General features: G+C 61.1%; 17 protein-coding genes. 7 read left to right on the plus strand and 10 right to left on the minus strand.

What is annotated here, in order from left to right:
- Positions 1-383 precede the first annotated feature (383 nt).
- From PH605_RS03470 to PH605_RS03490, 5 genes are all read right to left on the minus strand, one after another.
- Positions 384-749, minus strand: a complete 366-nt coding sequence (locus PH605_RS03470; RefSeq protein WP_142843919.1) for an HVO_A0114 family putative DNA-binding protein — start codon at positions 747-749, stop codon at positions 384-386.
- Positions 746-1,027 (minus strand): toxin-antitoxin system TumE family protein, encoded by a 282-nt coding sequence (locus PH605_RS03475; RefSeq protein ID WP_003520460.1) that lies wholly within the window; start codon positions 1,025-1,027, stop codon positions 746-748. The genes PH605_RS03470 and PH605_RS03475 overlap by 4 nt, the downstream gene beginning before the upstream one ends.
- Positions 1,028-1,089: 62 nt before the next feature.
- Positions 1,090-2,103 carry an NAD(P)H-quinone oxidoreductase gene (locus PH605_RS03480; RefSeq protein ID WP_161987650.1) on the minus strand — a complete coding sequence of 338 codons (1,014 nt, stop codon included), beginning with the start codon at positions 2,101-2,103 and terminating at the stop codon, positions 1,090-1,092.
- Between the two features lie 88 nt (positions 2,104-2,191).
- On the minus strand, positions 2,192-3,994 hold the full coding sequence (locus PH605_RS03485) for a GGDEF domain-containing protein (RefSeq protein ID WP_065654280.1): 1,803 nt from the start codon (positions 3,992-3,994) through the stop codon (positions 2,192-2,194).
- A gap of 166 nt (positions 3,995-4,160) precedes the next feature.
- The gene (locus PH605_RS03490; RefSeq protein WP_142843918.1) at positions 4,161-4,391 is read right to left on the minus strand and encodes a ribbon-helix-helix domain-containing protein; all 231 of its coding nucleotides are present in this window, start codon (positions 4,389-4,391) and stop codon (positions 4,161-4,163) included.
- A gap of 368 nt (positions 4,392-4,759) precedes the next feature.
- On the opposite strand from PH605_RS03490, the gene betI reads away from it, so the two are divergent.
- The 3 genes from betI (at position 4,760) to betA (ending at position 8,755) form a co-directional block, all read left to right on the plus strand.
- Complete coding sequence (gene betI / locus PH605_RS03495) at positions 4,760-5,380, plus strand: transcriptional regulator BetI (protein WP_065654279.1); 621 nt, start codon at positions 4,760-4,762, stop codon at positions 5,378-5,380.
- A 30-nt stretch (positions 5,381-5,410) separates the two neighbouring features.
- Entirely contained in the window at positions 5,411-6,874 is a 1,464-nt protein-coding gene (gene betB, locus PH605_RS03500) for a betaine-aldehyde dehydrogenase (RefSeq protein WP_161987741.1), read from the plus strand.
- 231 nt (positions 6,875-7,105) lie between these two features.
- Complete coding sequence (betA, locus tag PH605_RS03505; RefSeq protein WP_078051125.1) at positions 7,106-8,755, plus strand: choline dehydrogenase; 1,650 nt, start codon at positions 7,106-7,108, stop codon at positions 8,753-8,755.
- A 3-nt stretch (positions 8,756-8,758) separates the two neighbouring features.
- On the opposite strand, the gene PH605_RS03510 is transcribed toward betA, so the two are convergent.
- Both PH605_RS03510 and PH605_RS03515 read right to left on the minus strand, forming a co-directional pair.
- On the minus strand, positions 8,759-9,058 hold the full coding sequence (locus PH605_RS03510) for a type II toxin-antitoxin system RelE/ParE family toxin (RefSeq protein WP_142843916.1): 300 nt from the start codon (positions 9,056-9,058) through the stop codon (positions 8,759-8,761).
- Positions 9,055-9,327 carry a YlcI/YnfO family protein gene (locus PH605_RS03515; RefSeq protein WP_142843915.1) on the minus strand — a complete coding sequence of 91 codons (273 nt, stop codon included), beginning with the start codon at positions 9,325-9,327 and terminating at the stop codon, positions 9,055-9,057. The genes PH605_RS03510 and PH605_RS03515 overlap by 4 nt, the downstream gene beginning before the upstream one ends.
- A gap of 150 nt (positions 9,328-9,477) precedes the next feature.
- On the opposite strand from PH605_RS03515, the gene PH605_RS03520 reads away from it, so the two are divergent.
- A complete protein-coding gene (locus PH605_RS03520) occupies positions 9,478-10,821 on the plus strand; it encodes a chloride channel protein (RefSeq protein ID WP_161987647.1) in 1,344 nt (447 codons plus the stop codon).
- Positions 10,822-10,825: 4 nt separating this feature from the next.
- Here PH605_RS03520 and PH605_RS03525 read toward each other — a convergent pair whose 3' ends face one another.
- Positions 10,826-11,578, minus strand: a complete 753-nt coding sequence (locus tag PH605_RS03525; protein ID WP_161987645.1) for a DUF3750 domain-containing protein — start codon at positions 11,576-11,578, stop codon at positions 10,826-10,828.
- A 73-nt stretch (positions 11,579-11,651) separates the two neighbouring features.
- On the opposite strand from PH605_RS03525, the gene PH605_RS03530 reads away from it, so the two are divergent.
- The gene (locus PH605_RS03530; protein WP_142843913.1) at positions 11,652-12,650 is read left to right on the plus strand and encodes an asparaginase; all 999 of its coding nucleotides are present in this window, start codon (positions 11,652-11,654) and stop codon (positions 12,648-12,650) included.
- A gap of 134 nt (positions 12,651-12,784) precedes the next feature.
- On the plus strand, positions 12,785-13,405 hold the full coding sequence (locus PH605_RS03535; protein WP_078051121.1) for a glutathione S-transferase family protein: 621 nt from the start codon (positions 12,785-12,787) through the stop codon (positions 13,403-13,405).
- Between the two features lie 149 nt (positions 13,406-13,554).
- Here the strand turns inward: PH605_RS03535 and PH605_RS03540 are convergent, their stop codons facing one another.
- Together PH605_RS03540 and PH605_RS03545 are read right to left on the minus strand one after the other, a co-directional pair.
- Entirely contained in the window at positions 13,555-14,214 is a 660-nt protein-coding gene (locus PH605_RS03540) for a glutathione S-transferase family protein (protein WP_020812500.1), read from the minus strand.
- A gap of 82 nt (positions 14,215-14,296) precedes the next feature.
- Positions 14,297-14,812 carry a MarR family winged helix-turn-helix transcriptional regulator gene (locus tag PH605_RS03545; RefSeq protein ID WP_142843912.1) on the minus strand — a complete coding sequence of 172 codons (516 nt, stop codon included), beginning with the start codon at positions 14,810-14,812 and terminating at the stop codon, positions 14,297-14,299.
- Positions 14,813-14,953: 141 nt separating this feature from the next.
- Between PH605_RS03545 and PH605_RS03550 the strand changes: the two genes are divergently transcribed.
- A complete protein-coding gene (locus tag PH605_RS03550; protein ID WP_161987644.1) occupies positions 14,954-16,483 on the plus strand; it encodes an MDR family MFS transporter in 1,530 nt (509 codons plus the stop codon).
- The last annotated feature ends 148 nt before the right edge of the window (positions 16,484-16,631 follow it).

Raw genomic sequence — 16,631 nt, forward strand, 5'->3', positions numbered from 1 at the left:
CTGGATGCCGGGTCAAGCCCGGCATGACGGAAGAGGCGTGTCACGAGTACCTCGAGCATCGAGCTTGCCGCACCGACACTTGAGGCGCAGATTTCCCCAATCGTCGAAGCAATAAGCAAAAACGGAAAAGGGCCGCCAAAGCGACCCTTCCATGAGTTTGGTCCTGTTTACAGACCCGGGACTGTTTCTCAACGTTCCGAAGGCAGAAGAGGTTTTACAACGAGGGCTGCCCCGTCGAAAACACACCCTTTCCATTGCCTGCACCAGAGACCGAAATCTCACTAGACATTGGATCACCTCCTTCCGATACGTTGAACATAACTAGAAGGTAGTACGATTCGTCAGTAATGCAAGAGGGATTACTTCCAGGGGACGCCCGGCCCCTATGCCGCATCTGCGGCCTTTACGTCGAATTCGAAGTGGATGCTGTCATAGGGAAACTCGATGCCAGCCTCGTTCCGGTCGATAATGCCCGCATGGAGGAGCGACGTCACGTCGCGATGAACGGCCTGTACGTCCCGTCCGACCCGGCGGGCAACCTCCCGGATAGAAAGCGGTCCCTGTCCCGCCAGAGCCTTGACGATGGCAAGGCGAAGCGGCGCGAGAGTGTGGTGCAGGTCCTCATAGCTGGAAAATTCGACAGATGGTTTCGCCTCCACCGGCTTTCCAGACATGGCCAGATTACCGGCGGCAACAAAGCGGCTCTTGATATCCTTGATCGTGCTGAGACGGACGGTGAGTGCGGTCATGACAAAATCCTTTCCATATCCGCCTGAAAAGCATCGAACAGGGCTTCGAGCGTGGTGAAGGCGATGGTGTCTTCACGCCCGTCCATGTGACGATGATCGCCTTTGCCGCGTTCATTGTCATAACGCAGAACACATTCCCCTTTGATCACCAGCGCCAGCCGATATTTGAACGGGTGAAGACTTCCGGGAACAGGCTCAGGCAGATGCCACAGGACAACCTCAAAGAAGGCCGTCTCGTCGATCACTTTGCGCGTCTTTTCGAGCAGAATGGCCTTCATGTTGTTATTCTTGACAACGCTTTGCTGTGTTGTCAATGAAAACAACGATCTTGCTCAAAACCTCACGACACCCGCATCACGATCTTGCCGATATGGCTGCTGCTTTCCATCAGCCGGTGCGCTTCCACGACCTCATCCAGCGTGAAGACCCGGTTGATGACAGGTGCCAGCTGACCGCTTTCAATGAGCGGCCAGACCTCTGCGACGAGGTCGTCGCGGATGGCGCGTTTTTCGTCGGCCGTGCGGGGGCGCATGGTGGAGCCCGTGACGGTGAGGCGTTTGACCATGATGGGGGTGAGATTGACCTTTTCGGCCACGGCGCCGCCCAGAAAGGCGATGATGGACAGGCAGCCGTCCTTGGCGAGTGCCGAAAGGTTCTTTTCGAAATAGGCAGCACCAATCATGTCGAGAACGACATCGACGCCCTTGCCATCGGTTTCGGCCTTGATGACGGCGGCGAAATCTTCCTCACGGTAGTTGATCGCCCGTTTGGCGCCGAGCTTCACGCAGGCTTCGCATTTTTCCGCAGAACCCGCCGTGGCATAGACTTCGGCGCCGAAGGCTTTGGCAAGCTGGATGGCCGTCGTGCCGATGCCGCTGGTGCCGCCATGGATAAGGACGCTTTCCCCTTCGGTGAGGCCCGCCATCTGGAAGAGATTGGCCCAGACGGTGAAGAAGGTTTCCGGCAAAGCCGCGGCTTTGACGGCGTCGTAACCCTTCGGGAAGGGCAGGGCCTGCCCGGCCGGCACGGTGCAATATTGCGCATAACCGCCGCCATTGGCGAGCGCGCAGACCTTGTCGCCCAGCTTGAATTCGGTAACTTCTTCACCCAGCGCAACCACCTCGCCGGCGATTTCAAGGCCGAGGATCGGGCTTGCATCCGTCGGCGGCGGATAGGTGCCCTGCCGCTGTGCCACATCCGGCCGGTTGACGCCCGCCGCCTCGACCTTCACCAGAACCTCGCCTTTTGCAGGCTTCGGCAAAGGCGCTTGCGAAAGCCGCATCACCTCCGGGCCGCCATGGGAAGGGAGGTCGATGAAGCACATTGTTTCGGGCAGGGTCTTGGTGTCGGGCATGGCCAGGGGCAACTCCTCACGTGTCGACGTCGCCTGAAGATGTAGGTCAGATGCGCCGCTTAGGGAAGGAGGCCGTTTGTCACGAGTGTCAATTTGTCTCGCCGAAGACCCGGACGACGAGACCGCCTTCGTTTTCCTTCGCAGCCGCCTTCACGCCAGCGATCTCGCTGCCGATCCGCTCGGGATTGGCGATGATCAGCCCTTTCGGCAAGGTCAGAACGCCGATGGAGCAGCGCAGCAGCGCGAAGTCCCGCTCATTGCCGTGGCGGTCCTGGCCCTTCATGCAGCCGGCGGCGCGGTCCTCGTCCGAATAGAGTTCGGCGACGTCGTCGTGAAAATCGCTGAGCAGCCGCTCGAGGATTTCCGTCAGCTCCTCCACCGTCCAGTCACGCACGCCGATGAAAAAATCGTCGCCGCCGATATGGCCGAGGAAACAATCGCCGGCAAAAAAGTAACGGCGCATCAGGGCCGAAAACAGCGTGATGGCGTGGTCGCCAGCGTTGAAGCCGTATTTGTCGTTGAAGGGTTTGAAATTATCGAAGTCGCAATAGCAGAAGAAGCGCGCCTCGTCGCCATCGCTGCAACGGTCGGCAATGAAACCGCCAATCGCGCGGTTGCCGGGCAGCGCCGTCAGCGGGTTCTGGTCCTGCGCCATCTTCAGCTGTTTTTCATTGATGACCTTGATGAGCGAAGCGGCGGAAACAATGCCGGCGTAACGCATGTTTTCGGTGAGGATGATGCAGGCGCTGCCGCCCATGCTGGCGAACATGTTCATCAATTGATCGGCATCCGCATCGAGACCGACAATCGGCGCGGGATCGACGAAATGGGAAATGGTGCGCTCGTAGATCTTGTTCTTGAGCAGGTCGCGGCCGAAGGGTCGGTAGATATATTCCTTGAGGTGATATTCGTTGATGACGCCGCGCGGTTCGCCATTGGCGTTGAGAACCGGGAAAAACGCCTGCTGCGGATTTCTGCGGAACAGTTCGAAGACGCTGTCGACGCTGTCATGCTCGAAGACGGTCGGAAGACGCTCGATTTCGCGGCGAATGAGAATCTCATCCAGCGTCTGGCTGCTGCGCCGCGCCACGCCCATGCGGTTGATGTGGGGAAAGCTCTCCGGCAGCTCGCTGGTGAAGACCGTGGGCCTCGCGATCAGCCAGCCCTGCACCAGATCAACGCCGAATTCGCGGCAGGTCAGAAACTCCGCTTCGGTTTCGATGCCTTCCGCAATGACCCGGACGCCGAGAACATGGGCGATGTTGACGATGTTGCGCACAAGGTGCTGCTTGCGCGGCAATTGGTCGACTCCGGTGATGAAATGCCGGTCGATCTTCAGGTAATCCAGCGGAAAATCGCACAGCAGCTTCATCTCGCCATGGCCGGCGCCGAAATCGTCGATGGCCAGCTTGAAGCCTTCCTTGCGCATGCGGGCAATCAGCGCCGTGAATTCCGGCACGCTGGTATTGTCGAAACGTTCGGAAAGCTCGAAGCAGATGGAGGAGGCGGGAATGCCCGCCCGCGCCAGATGGCCAACGAGCTTGTCGAGAATGGCGTCGCCATGCGGGATCAGCCGCACATCCAGATTGAGGAACAGGGTGGCGGAGGAGAAATCGGGCAGGGTGGAAAATTTCGCCAGCGCCCGGCTCGCCAGCATCTGCTCGAAGGCCTTCAACTCGCCATCGGCGGCAGCCTGGTCGAGAAGCGCCAGCGGATTGGAAAAACCGAGCCGGTCATGGCCGCGCATCAGCGATTCATAACCGAAAATCGTGCCTGTCGTCGCCTCGACAATCGGCTGAAACGCCGTTTCGAGCACCAGTTTCGCCATGGGAAACATGTGCCCGGAGGCAAAACGCCTTATGACATCGTTCTCCAGCGTGACGGCCTGCATATGTTTCTCCGCTCATGTTCTTACGCCCGGTTTTAAATCCTTGGGCGCCCATTATTTTTGGGCAAACAATTGCAGATCACAGGTCAACAAAAGCTTTCACCACTGTGAAGCTTTCGTGAACCTTTTATAACAACCCCTTGGATATTAAAGGTTGTTGCGCGGCGGTTCAGGCCCTTCGCGCATGTCCGGTGTGTGCGGCGTAAAGGTCCGCAACGTTGAGCCGCTCCCGGTCCGCATCCGCCGCTGGTCTTGAAGCCGATCCGTGCGCGGTGGAGGCCGCCCACAGGCGCAGGGCCTCACGAACGACCTCACTGCCGGAAGCATAGGCTCCGCAATTCACGGCCTCACGCATCCTTGCTGCCTGTTCCGGGGAAATCGATACTGTTACCATTGGCATGATATCACTCCCTTCTTTAAACGCTGCGATCGGTCCTTCGATGTCCGGTTTACGGATCGGGCGCCGTCGTGGTCTAGGCGGGCGTTTTTATCGTCTTTCGTCTGGCGCCGCTTCCAGCGAAATTTGTATCATCAGCGATATTAGCACGAAACGCATTCCATTCCCAATTCGCAGTATATCACGGTTTAGTTTTTCCCCCGTGAACCGGGCGGCTGCATGGGGCTCGCCGCGCTGGCCGATGCCTGCGAAACTATCACTGTCCGCCGGCGGAAAATATGATCCATCGCAAATCAGCGACATAAAATGGCGCGTTTTTTATTGATTGATCGATCAATCAAGAATATTTTGCCGCCATCAAGGAGACGCCTATGCCCAAGATCGGAATGGAGCCTCTGCGCCGGAAGGCGCTGGTGGATGCGGCGCTTCGCACCATAGGCCACCATGGTTCGCTGAATGTGACGATGTCGGATATCGCCCGGGAAGCGGGCGTGTCGGCGGCGCTCGCGCACCATTATTTCGGCAGCAAGCAGCAGCTTCTGCTGGAAACCATTCGCAGCCTGCTGCGCGATCTCAGGCGTGATGCGGTGGCGGCTTTGACCCGCGCTTCCGGCCCGCGTGAAAGGTTGAGCGCCATCGTGCATGTCTCCTTCCAGAGCGACCAGTTCACGCCCGAAACGGTGGCGGCGTGGCTTGCCTTTTATGTCGAGGCGCAGCGCTCGGAAGAAACCCGCCGCCTGCTCGTGCTCTATTCGCGCCGTCTGCGCTCCAACCTCATGGCAAGCCTCAACCGGCTTTGCCCGCCAGACGATGCCGCGCGCATCGCGGAAGGCGCGGCCGCCTTGATCGACGGGCTTTATATTCGCCACAGCCTGCGCTCGGCGCCGCTCGGCCTTGCCTCCGCACCGGCGCTTGTCGAGGATTATTTCGACATGCAGCTCAAATCATTTCCCGATGGACAGCGCCCAAAGCCGTCCATCCGCGTTCTTTAAGGAGACTTCGACATGACCATCGCGACACCGCTGAAGGCGCAGCCGAAAGCCTCGCATTTCATTGACGGGGACTATGTCGAAGACACGACCGGCACGCCGTTCGAGAGCATCTTCCCGGCCACCGGCGAGGTGATCGCGCGGCTGCATGCGGCAACGCCTGCCATCGTCGAGCGCGCCATCGTCTCGGCCAAACGTGCGCAGAAGGAATGGGCGGCGATGAGCCCGATGGCGCGCGGCCGCATCCTCAAACGCGCCGCCGATATCATGCGCGAGCGCAACGATGCGTTGTCCACGCTGGAGACGCTGGATACCGGCAAGCCCATTCAGGAAACCATCGTCGCCGACCCGACCTCCGGCGCGGATGCCTTCGAATTTTTCGGCGGCATCGCCCCTTCCGCGCTGAACGGCGATTACATCCCCCTCGGCGGCGATTTTGCCTATACCAAGCGCGTGCCGCTCGGCGTCTGCGTCGGCATCGGCGCGTGGAACTATCCGCAGCAGATCGCCTGCTGGAAGGCCGCGCCCGCGCTGGTCGCCGGCAATGCCATGGTCTTCAAGCCTTCGGAAAACACCCCGCTCGGCGCCTTGAAGATCGCCGAAATCCTCATCGAAGCCGGCCTGCCAAAGGGCCTGTTCAACGTCATTCAGGGCGATCGCGATACCGGCCCGCTGCTCGTCAACCACCCGGATGTGGCCAAGGTCTCGCTTACCGGCTCAGTCCCGACCGGCCGCAAGGTAGCCGCCGCCGCTGCCGGGCATCTGAAGCATGTGACGATGGAACTCGGCGGCAAGTCGCCGCTGATCGTCTTCGACGACGCCGATATCGAAAGCGCTGTCGGCGGGGCCATGCTCGGCAACTTCTATTCCTCCGGCCAGGTCTGCTCCAACGGCACCCGCGTTTTCGTGCAGAAAAAGGCGAAGGAGCGTTTCCTCGACAATCTGAAGCGCCGCACAGAGGCGATGATCCTCGGCGATCCGCTGGACTACGCCACCCATCTCGGCCCGCTGGTCTCCAAGGCCCAGCAGGAGAAGGTCCTTTCCTATATCGAAAAGGGCAAGGCGGAGGGCGCGACGCTCATCACCGGCGGCGGCATTCCCAACAACGTCTCGGGCGAGGGCGCTTATGTGCAGCCGACCGTCTTCGCCGATGTGACCGACGACATGACCATCGCCCGCGAGGAAATCTTCGGGCCCGTCATGTGCGTGCTGGATTTCGACGATGAAGACGAGGTTCTTACCCGCGCCAACGCCACCGAATTCGGCCTCGCCGGCGGCGTCTTCACCGCCGATCTCGCCCGCGCCCATCGCGTGGTCGACCAGCTGGAGGCGGGCACGCTGTGGATCAATACGTATAATCTCTGCCCGGTGGAAATCCCCTTCGGCGGCTCCAAGCAATCTGGCTTCGGGCGAGAGAATTCGGCCGCCGCGCTGGAGCATTATAGTGAGTTGAAGACGGTTTATGTGAGCACGGGGAAGGTGGAAGCGCCTTATTGATGGGGCGGTGCGTGGGGCTTACCCCCCTCTGTCCTGCCGGACATCTCCCCCTCAAGGGGGGAGATCGATATGCGGCGAGGTCGCGCGCATCTCAACGTCAGCGAATGAAGCGGCGGTAGCGCCGCTTGCCGATCTCCCCCCTTGAGGGGGAGATGCCCGGCAGGGCAGAGGGGGGTGAAACCCCAGCCTCATACGGTCATCGGAACCAACGCTCATCGGAGAGAGCAGATCATGCAAGCAGATTACGTCATCGTCGGTTCGGGTTCCGCAGGCTCCGCCATCGCCTATCGCCTGTCGGAAGACGGCCGCTATTCGGTGATCGTCATCGAGGCTGGCGGTTCGGATTTCGGCCCCTTCATCCAGATGCCGGCCGCACTCGCATGGCCGATGAGCATGAAGCGCTATAATTGGGGCTATCTCTCCGAGCCCGAGCCGAACCTCGACAATCGCCGCATCACGGCCCCGCGCGGCAAGGTTATCGGCGGTTCGTCCTCCATCAACGGCCTCGTTTACGTGCGCGGCCATGCCGAGGATTTCAACCGCTGGGAAGAGCTTGGCGCGCATGGCTGGGCCTATGCGGATGTGCTGCCTTACTTCAAGCGCATGGAACACAGCCATGGCGGCGAAGAAGGCTGGCGCGGCACGGACGGGCCGCTGCATGTGCAGCGCGGCCCGGTCAACAATCCGCTGTTCCACGCCTTCATTCAGGCGGGCGCTGAGGCCGGTTTCGAGCTGACCGACGACTATAACGGCTCCAAGCAGGAGGGGTTCGGCCTGATGGAGCAGACCATCCATAATGGCCGCCGCTGGTCCGCTGCCAATGCCTATCTGAAACCGGCGCTGAAGCGCGGCAATGTCACGCTGGTCAACGGCTTCGCCCGCAAGATCGTCATCGAGAATGGCCGCGCGGTTGGCGTCGAGATCGAGCGCAAGGGCGTGGTGGAAACCATTCCGGCCAATCGCGAGGTCATCGTCTCGGCATCCTCCTTCAATTCGCCGAAACTGCTGATGCTCTCAGGCATCGGCCCCGCCGCGCACCTGAAAGACATGGGCATTGAGGTGAAGGCGGATCGCCCGGGCGTGGGCGAGAACCTTCAGGACCATATGGAGTTTTATTTCCAGCAGGTCTCCACCAAGCCGGTCTCGCTTTATTCCTGGCTGCCATGGTTCTGGCAGGGCGTGGCGGGTGCGCAATGGCTGCTGTCGAAAGGCGGGCTTGGCGCTTCCAACCAGTTCGAGGCCTGTGCTTTCCTGCGCTCAGCAGCCGGTCTGAAGCAGCCTGACATCCAGTATCATTTCCTGCCCGTTGCCATTTCCTATGATGGCAAAGCGGCGGCGAAAAGCCATGGTTTTCAGGTGCATGTAGGTTACAACCTGTCGAAATCGCGCGGGAATGTTACCTTGCGTTCCGCAGACCCACATGACGACCCGGTCATCCGCTTCAACTATATGAGCCACCCGGAAGACTGGGAAAAATTCCGCCATTGCGTGCGCCTGACGCGCGATATCTTCAGCCAGAAAGCCTTTGACGATTTTCGCGGACCGGAAATCCAGCCCGGCGAAAATGTGGAGACGGATGAGGAGATCGACGCCTTTTTGCGCGAGCATCTGGAAAGCGCCTATCACCCCTGCGGCACCTGCCGCATGGGCGACAGGGACGACCCGATGGCCGTCGTCGATCCCGAATGCCGGGTGATTGGCGTTGAGGGCTTGAGAGTGGCGGACAGCTCGATCTTCCCGCATGTGACCTATGGCAACCTCAACGGCCCGTCGATCATGACCGGCGAAAAGGCGGCGGATCATATTCTCGGCAAGACCCCGCTGCCGCGCTCCAATCAGGAACCGTGGGTAAACCCGCGCGCGGCCGTGAGCGACCGGTGAGGGTCAATGGTAATCATCCTCGCGCTGGTGGCGGATCGCGAGGATGGACACGGTTTCCGCATCTTCGATTTGAATGAGGACGATGTAACCGGAAGATCCGAACGGAACGAGCAGTTCTCGTAAGAGTGCGTTGTCCCCAGGCGCCTTGCGCGTTGCGAAAGGAAATTCGCTCAGTCCCTCAATCGTCGAAATGATTCGGTCTACGGCTTTTTCCGCCGTCGAAAAATCCTTTTCCAATAGAAAATCATATAGCCGTGTTATGTCCGCTCGGGCCGCAATCGTGTACCGGAGATTGAAGGTCACTCGCCACGCTCAGCTTTCTTGGCGGCGAGCATCGCCCGCAATTCCGCATGCACCTCTTCGGCTGGATAAAAAATCCCCGTCCGTTTGGATTCTTCGAGCGACGCCAGCCCGCGCGCAATAAATTCCGCCTGTGATTTACGGATTTCCACCTGCCTGCGCACGGAATCCTCAACGAAGGAAGAGAGCGTTTCGCCGTCCTTCAGCACGCTTTCCGCCGCCTCGCGAAAATCCGCCGTCACCCGCAGTGAAGGGATCGTTGCCGTTTTCATATTGCGTCTCCGTGCGTTGCAATTGCGATGCGCAGAATGCGCCGATGGGATCGGCCTGTCAAATGCAAAACCTTGCAATCCCCGCCCGAGAGGCGGATAAACGGGCTTCCCGCCTGATGACGACCATCAAAATCACCGATCTGGACCGCCATGCCCGTCGACTACAAAAAGCTGAAGATGCTCCGCCGTTCCCGCGTCGTGTGGGGTTCGTGGCGGGTGTGGAGGCCGAGGGCGGTTTTCTGGATTGGCGCGATTGCTGTTGGCCTTATCAGCGTCGGGTTTGCGTGGGCGGCGGATCGCGCCCAGCACCTTTTCTTTGCGGCGACCTCATCGGGCGAATGGGCGTTTCTACTGCCGCTCATCATCACGCCGCTCGGCTTCACGCTCTGCGCATGGCTCGCGATCACGGTTTTCCCCAATGCCGGCGGCAGCGGCATTCCGCAGGCGATCGCCGCGCGGCACCTGCGGGAAGACGCGGACCGTTCGCGGCTTCTGTCGCTGAAGCTCGCTGTCGGCAAGGTGGTGTTGACTGTCGCCGGCCTGCTCTCCGGCGCCTCCATCGGCCGTGAAGGCCCGACCGTTCAGGTTGGCGCCTCGATCATGCTGCAGGCCGCCCGCTGGGGCGGCATGGCGCAGGCGAAGGGCCTCATTCTCGCTGGCTCGGCGGCGGGCATCGCGGCGGCCTTCAACACACCGCTCGCCGGCATCGTCTTCGCCATCGAGGAAATGAGCAAGACCTATGAATCCCGCGCCAATGGCCTCGTCCTCACCGCCGTCATCCTGTCGGGCCTCGCCTCGCTGGCGCTAGTCGGCAGCTATACCTATTTCGGCACCAGTTCGGTGATGGCGAAAACGACCATGGACTGGCTACTGGTTCTGGTCTGCGGCATTGGCGGCGGCGCGTTCGGCGCGCTGTTCAGCGCCGGCGCCTTGCGTCTTTCCGCCCGCATCCGGCGCTTTGCGCAGGCCATTCCGCTGAAGCGGATGCTGGCGGTCGCCGCCGCCTGCGGCCTTGCCTCCGCCGTCCTCGGCATCGCAACGGGTGGCGCGACCTTCGGAACCGGTTACGAACAGGCGCGCGCGGCAATCGAGGGCGAGGCCGCGCCGGCATTCTTCTTCATCGAAAAACTGGCGGCGACGTTCCTTGCCATGATGTCGGGCATTCCCGGCGGCATCTTCGCACCGTCTTTGTCGGTGGGCGCGGGTTTCGGCAGCACCATGGCCGCTTTGCTCGGCACCAGCGTCGGCCTTGGCGCCATCGTCGGCATGGCGGGTTATTTTGCGGGCGTGGTGCAGGCGCCGATGACGGCCTTTGTCATCATCCTTGAAATGACCGGCAATCATCAAGGCGTCATGCCCATCATGGCCGCATCGATGCTCGGATATCTGACGTCGCGGCTTTTCTCCCGCGAGCCGCTTTATCATGGCCTGTCGCGGGTCTTCATCGCCCAGAGCATCCGCGCCCGGCGCGCCGCTCAGGCCAGCGAAACGTAACCGCTTACGCGCGGATGCCCGCCACGCCGAAATAACCGAGCCCCGGTATCTTCACGCCGGGCCGGCTGAAATCGATGCCGGCGACAAGACCGAGAAAATTGATCTCGAAACCGCTGCGCGCACCCGCCGAAATGCCGAACAGGCCGCCGAGCGAAAAGCTTACATCCTTCCAGTCATCGGCGATGTGATAAAACGCGCCGTCCGGCAGATAATCGCGGCCGACCGCATCCGGCGGCAGCACGACGCCGAGTTCCGGCACGCTGCGCAGCACATGGGCGACGAAGGTGTTGGAGTTGGGGCCGGGATAGATGCGATAGCCGCCCGGTCGGCCATAGGGGTAATCGGAAATAGCCTGCTCGATCTTCGGGATCAGCTTTTCCGCCTCTGCGCCATGAATGGCCACCACCTGGCGCGGTGTGTTGGAATACCAGAAGGCATCCGCCGCATAACCATTGCGGCGGATCGGCGTGCCCCAACCCACCTTGTCATAGCGGTCATAGGCTTTCGCGCCCGGCTTTTTCAGCACGATCCAGGCATGACTGGCGACAGAGCCCTTGAAACCGCCCGTCATGGCAGAAAACACATAGACCGCAGCCTGTTCATCGGCGTCCGCCTGGGGAAGGACGCCGGACGAAGACCAGCGGGCATCGCGCCAGCCCTGCGGATGGTCCCGCATGGCCCACAGCCCGGCCGATGCCAGCGCGGGAAGCAGATAGATAACGGCAATCGCCAGCAGCAGACGTTTTGCAAATTTCACGAACAGCCCCGTGCATCGAAAAATCAATTGCGGTATCAACCACATGAAATCAGAATTTTTTGAGGCTGCGAAAATGAACAATTCCGTTACCGTTGAAGTCACCCGCGGCAACCTCGTGGAAAGCCGCCATCAGGGCCTTGCCGTGGTGGTGGATGGCGATGGCGGCGTGCTGTTTTCGGCTGGCGATATCGAGCGCGGCATCTTTCCGCGTTCCGCCTGCAAGGCCATGCAGGCGCTGCCGCTGGTGGAAAGCGGCGCTGCGGATGCCTACGGCTTCGGCAACCGCGAACTGGCGCTTGCCTGCTCCTCCCATTCCGGCGAGGACGCGCATGTGGAGCTCGCCGCTTCGATGCTGGCGAAGGCGGGCAGGGATGCCGATACGCTGGAATGCGGTGCGCACTGGTCTTCCGACCAGAAAACCATCATCCATCAGGCCCGCACGCTGGAAAAGCCGACCGCGCTTCACAATAATTGCTCCGGCAAACATTCCGGTTTCATCTGCGCCTGCTGCCACACCGGCACTGACCCCAAGGGCTATGTCGGTTACGATCACCCGCTGCAGCAGGAAATCCGCGCCACGATGGCAAGCCTGACGGGTGCTGCTCTCGGTCAGGACAATTGCGGCGTGGATGGCTGCTCCATCCCCACCTATGCCGTTCCGCTCAAAGGGCTGGCGCACGGTTTCGCAAAGATGGCGAAGGGCAGAGGGCTGGAACCGGGCCGTGCGAAAGCCTCGCGCCGTCTCGTCGAGGCCTGCATGGCAGAGCCCTTTTACGTGGCGGGCACCGGCCGCGCCTGCACGAAACTGATGCAGATCGCGCCGGGAAAAATCTTCGCAAAGACCGGCGCGGAGGGCGTTTTTGTCGCCGCCCTGCCGGAAAAGGGCATTGCCATGGCGGTGAAATGCGAAGACGGCACGACGCGGGCGGCGGAAGCCATGGTCTCGGCACTGCTGGCCCGCTATTTCGATGAAGGCAGCGCCGAGCAACAGGCTTTGAGCGGCATGGCGAACCGGCAGATGCGCAACTGGAACGGCATTCATGTCGGCGATATCCGCGTCGTCGGGCTTTAAATAACCTTTGACGCGGCCGGTTGCGGGCACGATGATGACGTGCCCTGCGTGTGACGGTCATCCCATGGCCGCCGAGGGGCGGCGTCCGCATGAGGAAGAAACGGACGCTTCATTGCTTTGGAGGTCGCATATCCATGTTCACACTGTTCTTCTCCCCCGGTTCCTGCTCCCGCGCCAGCCATATCGTGCTTGAGGAATCCGGCCTGCCTTACAAGGCCCACCGCGTCAATTTCGCGGAGGGCGAGCAACGCTCCGAGGCATTTTTAAAGATAAATCCGAAGGGCCGCGTGCCCGCACTGGCCACGGCAAGCGGCGTGCTGACGGAGACGCCCGCCATCCTCGCCTTCATCGCGCAGATGGCGCCGGAAAAGAAGCTCGCGCCGCTCGACGATCCGTTCGAATTCGCGCTGATGCAGTCCTTCAACGCCTTCATTTCTTCCACCGTGCATGTCGCCCACGCGCATGGCCGACGCGGCAGCCGCTGGGCGAATGAGGATAGTTCGCTGGCCGATATGAAAGCCAAGGTGCCGCAGACCATGGGCGAGTGCTTCGAACTGATCGAGCACGGCATGCTGCACGGCCCATGGGTTCTTGGTACGGCCTATTCTGTTGCCGATCCCTATCTTTTCGTCATGTCTGGCTGGCTGGAAAGCGATGGGGTGGATATTGCCCGCTTCCCGAAAGTGCACGACCACTTCCGCCGCATGAACGACCGGCCGGCGGTGCAGCGGGCGCTGGCGGGAGAGAGGGGTTGAGGGGCTCAGTATTCCGTCATTCCGGCCCTGAGCCGGAATCCAGCCGACGCGCGTCTGCGCGGCGAGAAGAGTACTTTCAGCCCAAGGACTTGGGCTGGCTGGATGCCGGATCAGGTCCGGCATGACGGAGGGGTAAAGGGCTCTCCCGCTCAGGCCGCCTCGGCCGCACGCGTATCCCACATGGTCTTGAACGCTGTGCGGGCCTGGCAGCGATCCAGCCAGGCTTTCAGCGCCGGATGGGCATCGAACAGCGGCTTGTGGCCCTGCGCGTAACGAACGATTTCCGCCGCGTTGAGATCGGCGACGGTGAAACGGTCGCCCACCAGATAGTCGTGGCTGGAAAGATGCTGCTCCAGCACCCGGAAGGGGCGCTTCAGCAGCCGGGCGGCGACATCGATCACGGCCTTGCCGCTATCGCTTTCCGAAAGGCCTTCGGCGATGGCGGAGGAAATCTTCAGCGAATTGGTTTCGACTTCGGTAGCGGCAAAGAAGGACCATTGCAGCATCGCCGCATCTTCCTTCAGGTCGATGGGGGCGAGCGGTCCGCCATATTTGCGGGCAAGGTAGAGATTGATGGCCATGGATTCGTAGAGCACCATGCCGTCATCCTCGATGCAGGGAATGGTGCCCATCGGGTTGACGGCGAGAAATGCGGGAGACAGCGTGTTGAGCGGCGCATCCGCAGCCAGCGGGTCGGCAAGGCGGCGGGCCTGTATCACGGGCACATGCTTGAATTCTATGCCCAGTTCACCCGCAAGCCACAGCGTGCGCGTGGCACGGGAACGGTAGACACCGTAGATCGTCAACATCGAAATTACCCCTTGACCAGTTCGATGCGCGGCACGTTACGGTTTCGTCGTTTTAAAGTGAAGTTGCAGATCGCCGGGGCAGCTATGATTTTTTCTGATCCGTGAAGAAGTCCGTATCCGGCGACAGACGATTTTCGAAACGGTCGATAAAGCGTTCGAACAGGCGGGCGAATGTTTCCACATCCTCCGCCGGCCAGCCATCCATCACGTCCTCGATGACGCTCATCTTGGTCCGGCGCATTTCCTGCAAAAGACTGGTGCCGAGCGGCGTGATCTCGACAATGCTGCGGCGGCCGTCCTTCTGGGAAACGCCGCGTTTCAGCAGGCCGCGCCCCACCATATCCGCCACCACCCGGCTGCCGCGGGAAGGGTCGATGCGCATGCCCTCGGCAATCGCACCCACGGTCACATCGCCTTCCGCCCGGCGCAGAATATCGAGAACGTCGATATGGGAAAGTTCGAGACCCGGAGCGAGCTTGGCAAGCGCCATGCGGCCGATGATGCGGCGGCCGATCATGATGCGCATACGCGTCATCGTATTGCCGATCCGCTTGATGTCCTCGGGCAGATCCTCGTTCCAGTTTTCCTCAGCCGCCACGCTTCATCGTCCCTTTCGATGCTGTTTTCCGATCACATTTAGCGGCATTAGCACAGATGTCAAAAGCTTGCCATTGACATATATATGCTGATAGCACACAAATTGTCGCAGCAAAACCGCCGGAAGCCAACGAGATTTTTCATGGATATGTCCACCGCCCCCGTGGCGCCGCTTGTGTCGGATCATCGGCGCAGGCTCATCGTCTTTCTGTTCCTGATGCTGGCCATGTTCATGGCGACCCTCGATAACCAGATCGTATCGACAGCATTGCCCACCATCGTCGGCGAATTCGGTGCGCTGGAGCGTTTTGGCTGGATCGGTTCGGCCTATCTGCTGGCGACCAGCGCCGTCATGCCTGTCTACGGCAAGCTCGGCGATCTGTTCGGCCGCAAATATGTGATGATCGCGGCAGTCGTCATCTTCACGCTCGGCTCGCTCGCCTGCGGGCTGGCATGGTCGATGGACAGCCTGATTGCCGCCCGCGTGTTGCAGGGGCTTGGCGGCGGCGGCATCATGGTCTCGATCTTTTCCGTCAATGCGGATCTGTTCGAACCGCGCGAACGCGCCCGTTACCAGAGTTATTCCAGCCTCACCATCATGGCGTCAGGCAGTGTCGGCCCGATCCTCGGCGGCACGATGAGTGATCTCTTCGGCTGGCGGTCGATCTTCCTCATCAACCTGCCGCTTGGCATTATCGTGATTGCAGGGCTGGCGCTGATGCTGCCGTACCGTCGTCCGGCCCGCCAGCCGAAGATCGATTATCTCGGCGCGGTGCTCTTGGCGGCCACCATTGCCAGCGTGGTCTTCTGGGCCGACAGCAGCGAATTGTTCGGCTCGCTCATCGCAGCCCCCAGCCTCGGCATCATCGCTTTTGCTGTCATCGCCGCTTTCCTGTGGGTCCAGGTGGAACGCCGCGCTCCGGAACCGGTCGTGCCGCTGCGTCTCTTCAAGGACAGCACCTTTCCGCTGTTGATGATCGTGTCGCTGACCAGCGGCGGCATCGGTATCGGCATGGTCAATTATTATGCCCTGTTCCTGCAGACCACGACCGGGCTTTCACCCTCCCATGCCGGCCTGTTCTTCATCGCCGTCACCGGCGGCATCGTCATGAGCTCGCTTTCGGCGGGACGGCTGATTTCGATTACCGGCGTCTACAAGCCCTTCTCGGTGGCGGGCCTCTCCATCAACGTCATCGCCATGCTGCTCTTCACGCAGATGCATGCAGGAACGCCGCTTTGGATTATTGCGGTCCTCATGTTGGCACAAGGCTTTGCGGTCGGCCTCGGCCAGCAGGCGCCGATCATCGGCGTGCAGAATTCCGCGCCCAAGGCGGATATCGGTGCGGCGAGCGGCGCGGTGACCCTGACCCGCATGGGTGGCGCTGCCATTGCCATTTCGGTCTATGGCGCCATCGTGTCATCGAGCCTGAAGGGCGTGGCGGTCGACATTCCCGGCGTCGGCAAGATCGAGGAACTGACGCCTAAAATCCTCTCCGAACTTCCCGCCGCCTCGCAGGCCGCCGTCGCCTCGCTCTATTCGGATGCGTTTACGCCGCTCTTCTTCGCCGCAGCCGCAACCGCCGCCATCGGCCTTGCGGCGGCGCTGATGCTGAAACCGGTGCGACTGCCGGCGGCGGTGCAGGCAAAGCCGGCCGAAGGGGCGGGGGAGTAGGCAGGTAAGCAGTTGTGAACGCTGGTTTTGGCTGAAACCTCTCCTCCGTCATACCGGCCTTGCGCCGGTATCCAGTCAGCCCAAGTCCTTGGGCTGAGAGAGCTCTTCCCGCCGCGCAGACGCGCGGCTGCTAGATTCCGGCTCAAGG

It is taken from the genome of Agrobacterium sp. CFBP 3001 (assembly GCF_027871605.1).
GTDB classification, from domain to species: Bacteria; Pseudomonadota; Alphaproteobacteria; order Rhizobiales; family Rhizobiaceae; genus Agrobacterium; species Agrobacterium leguminum.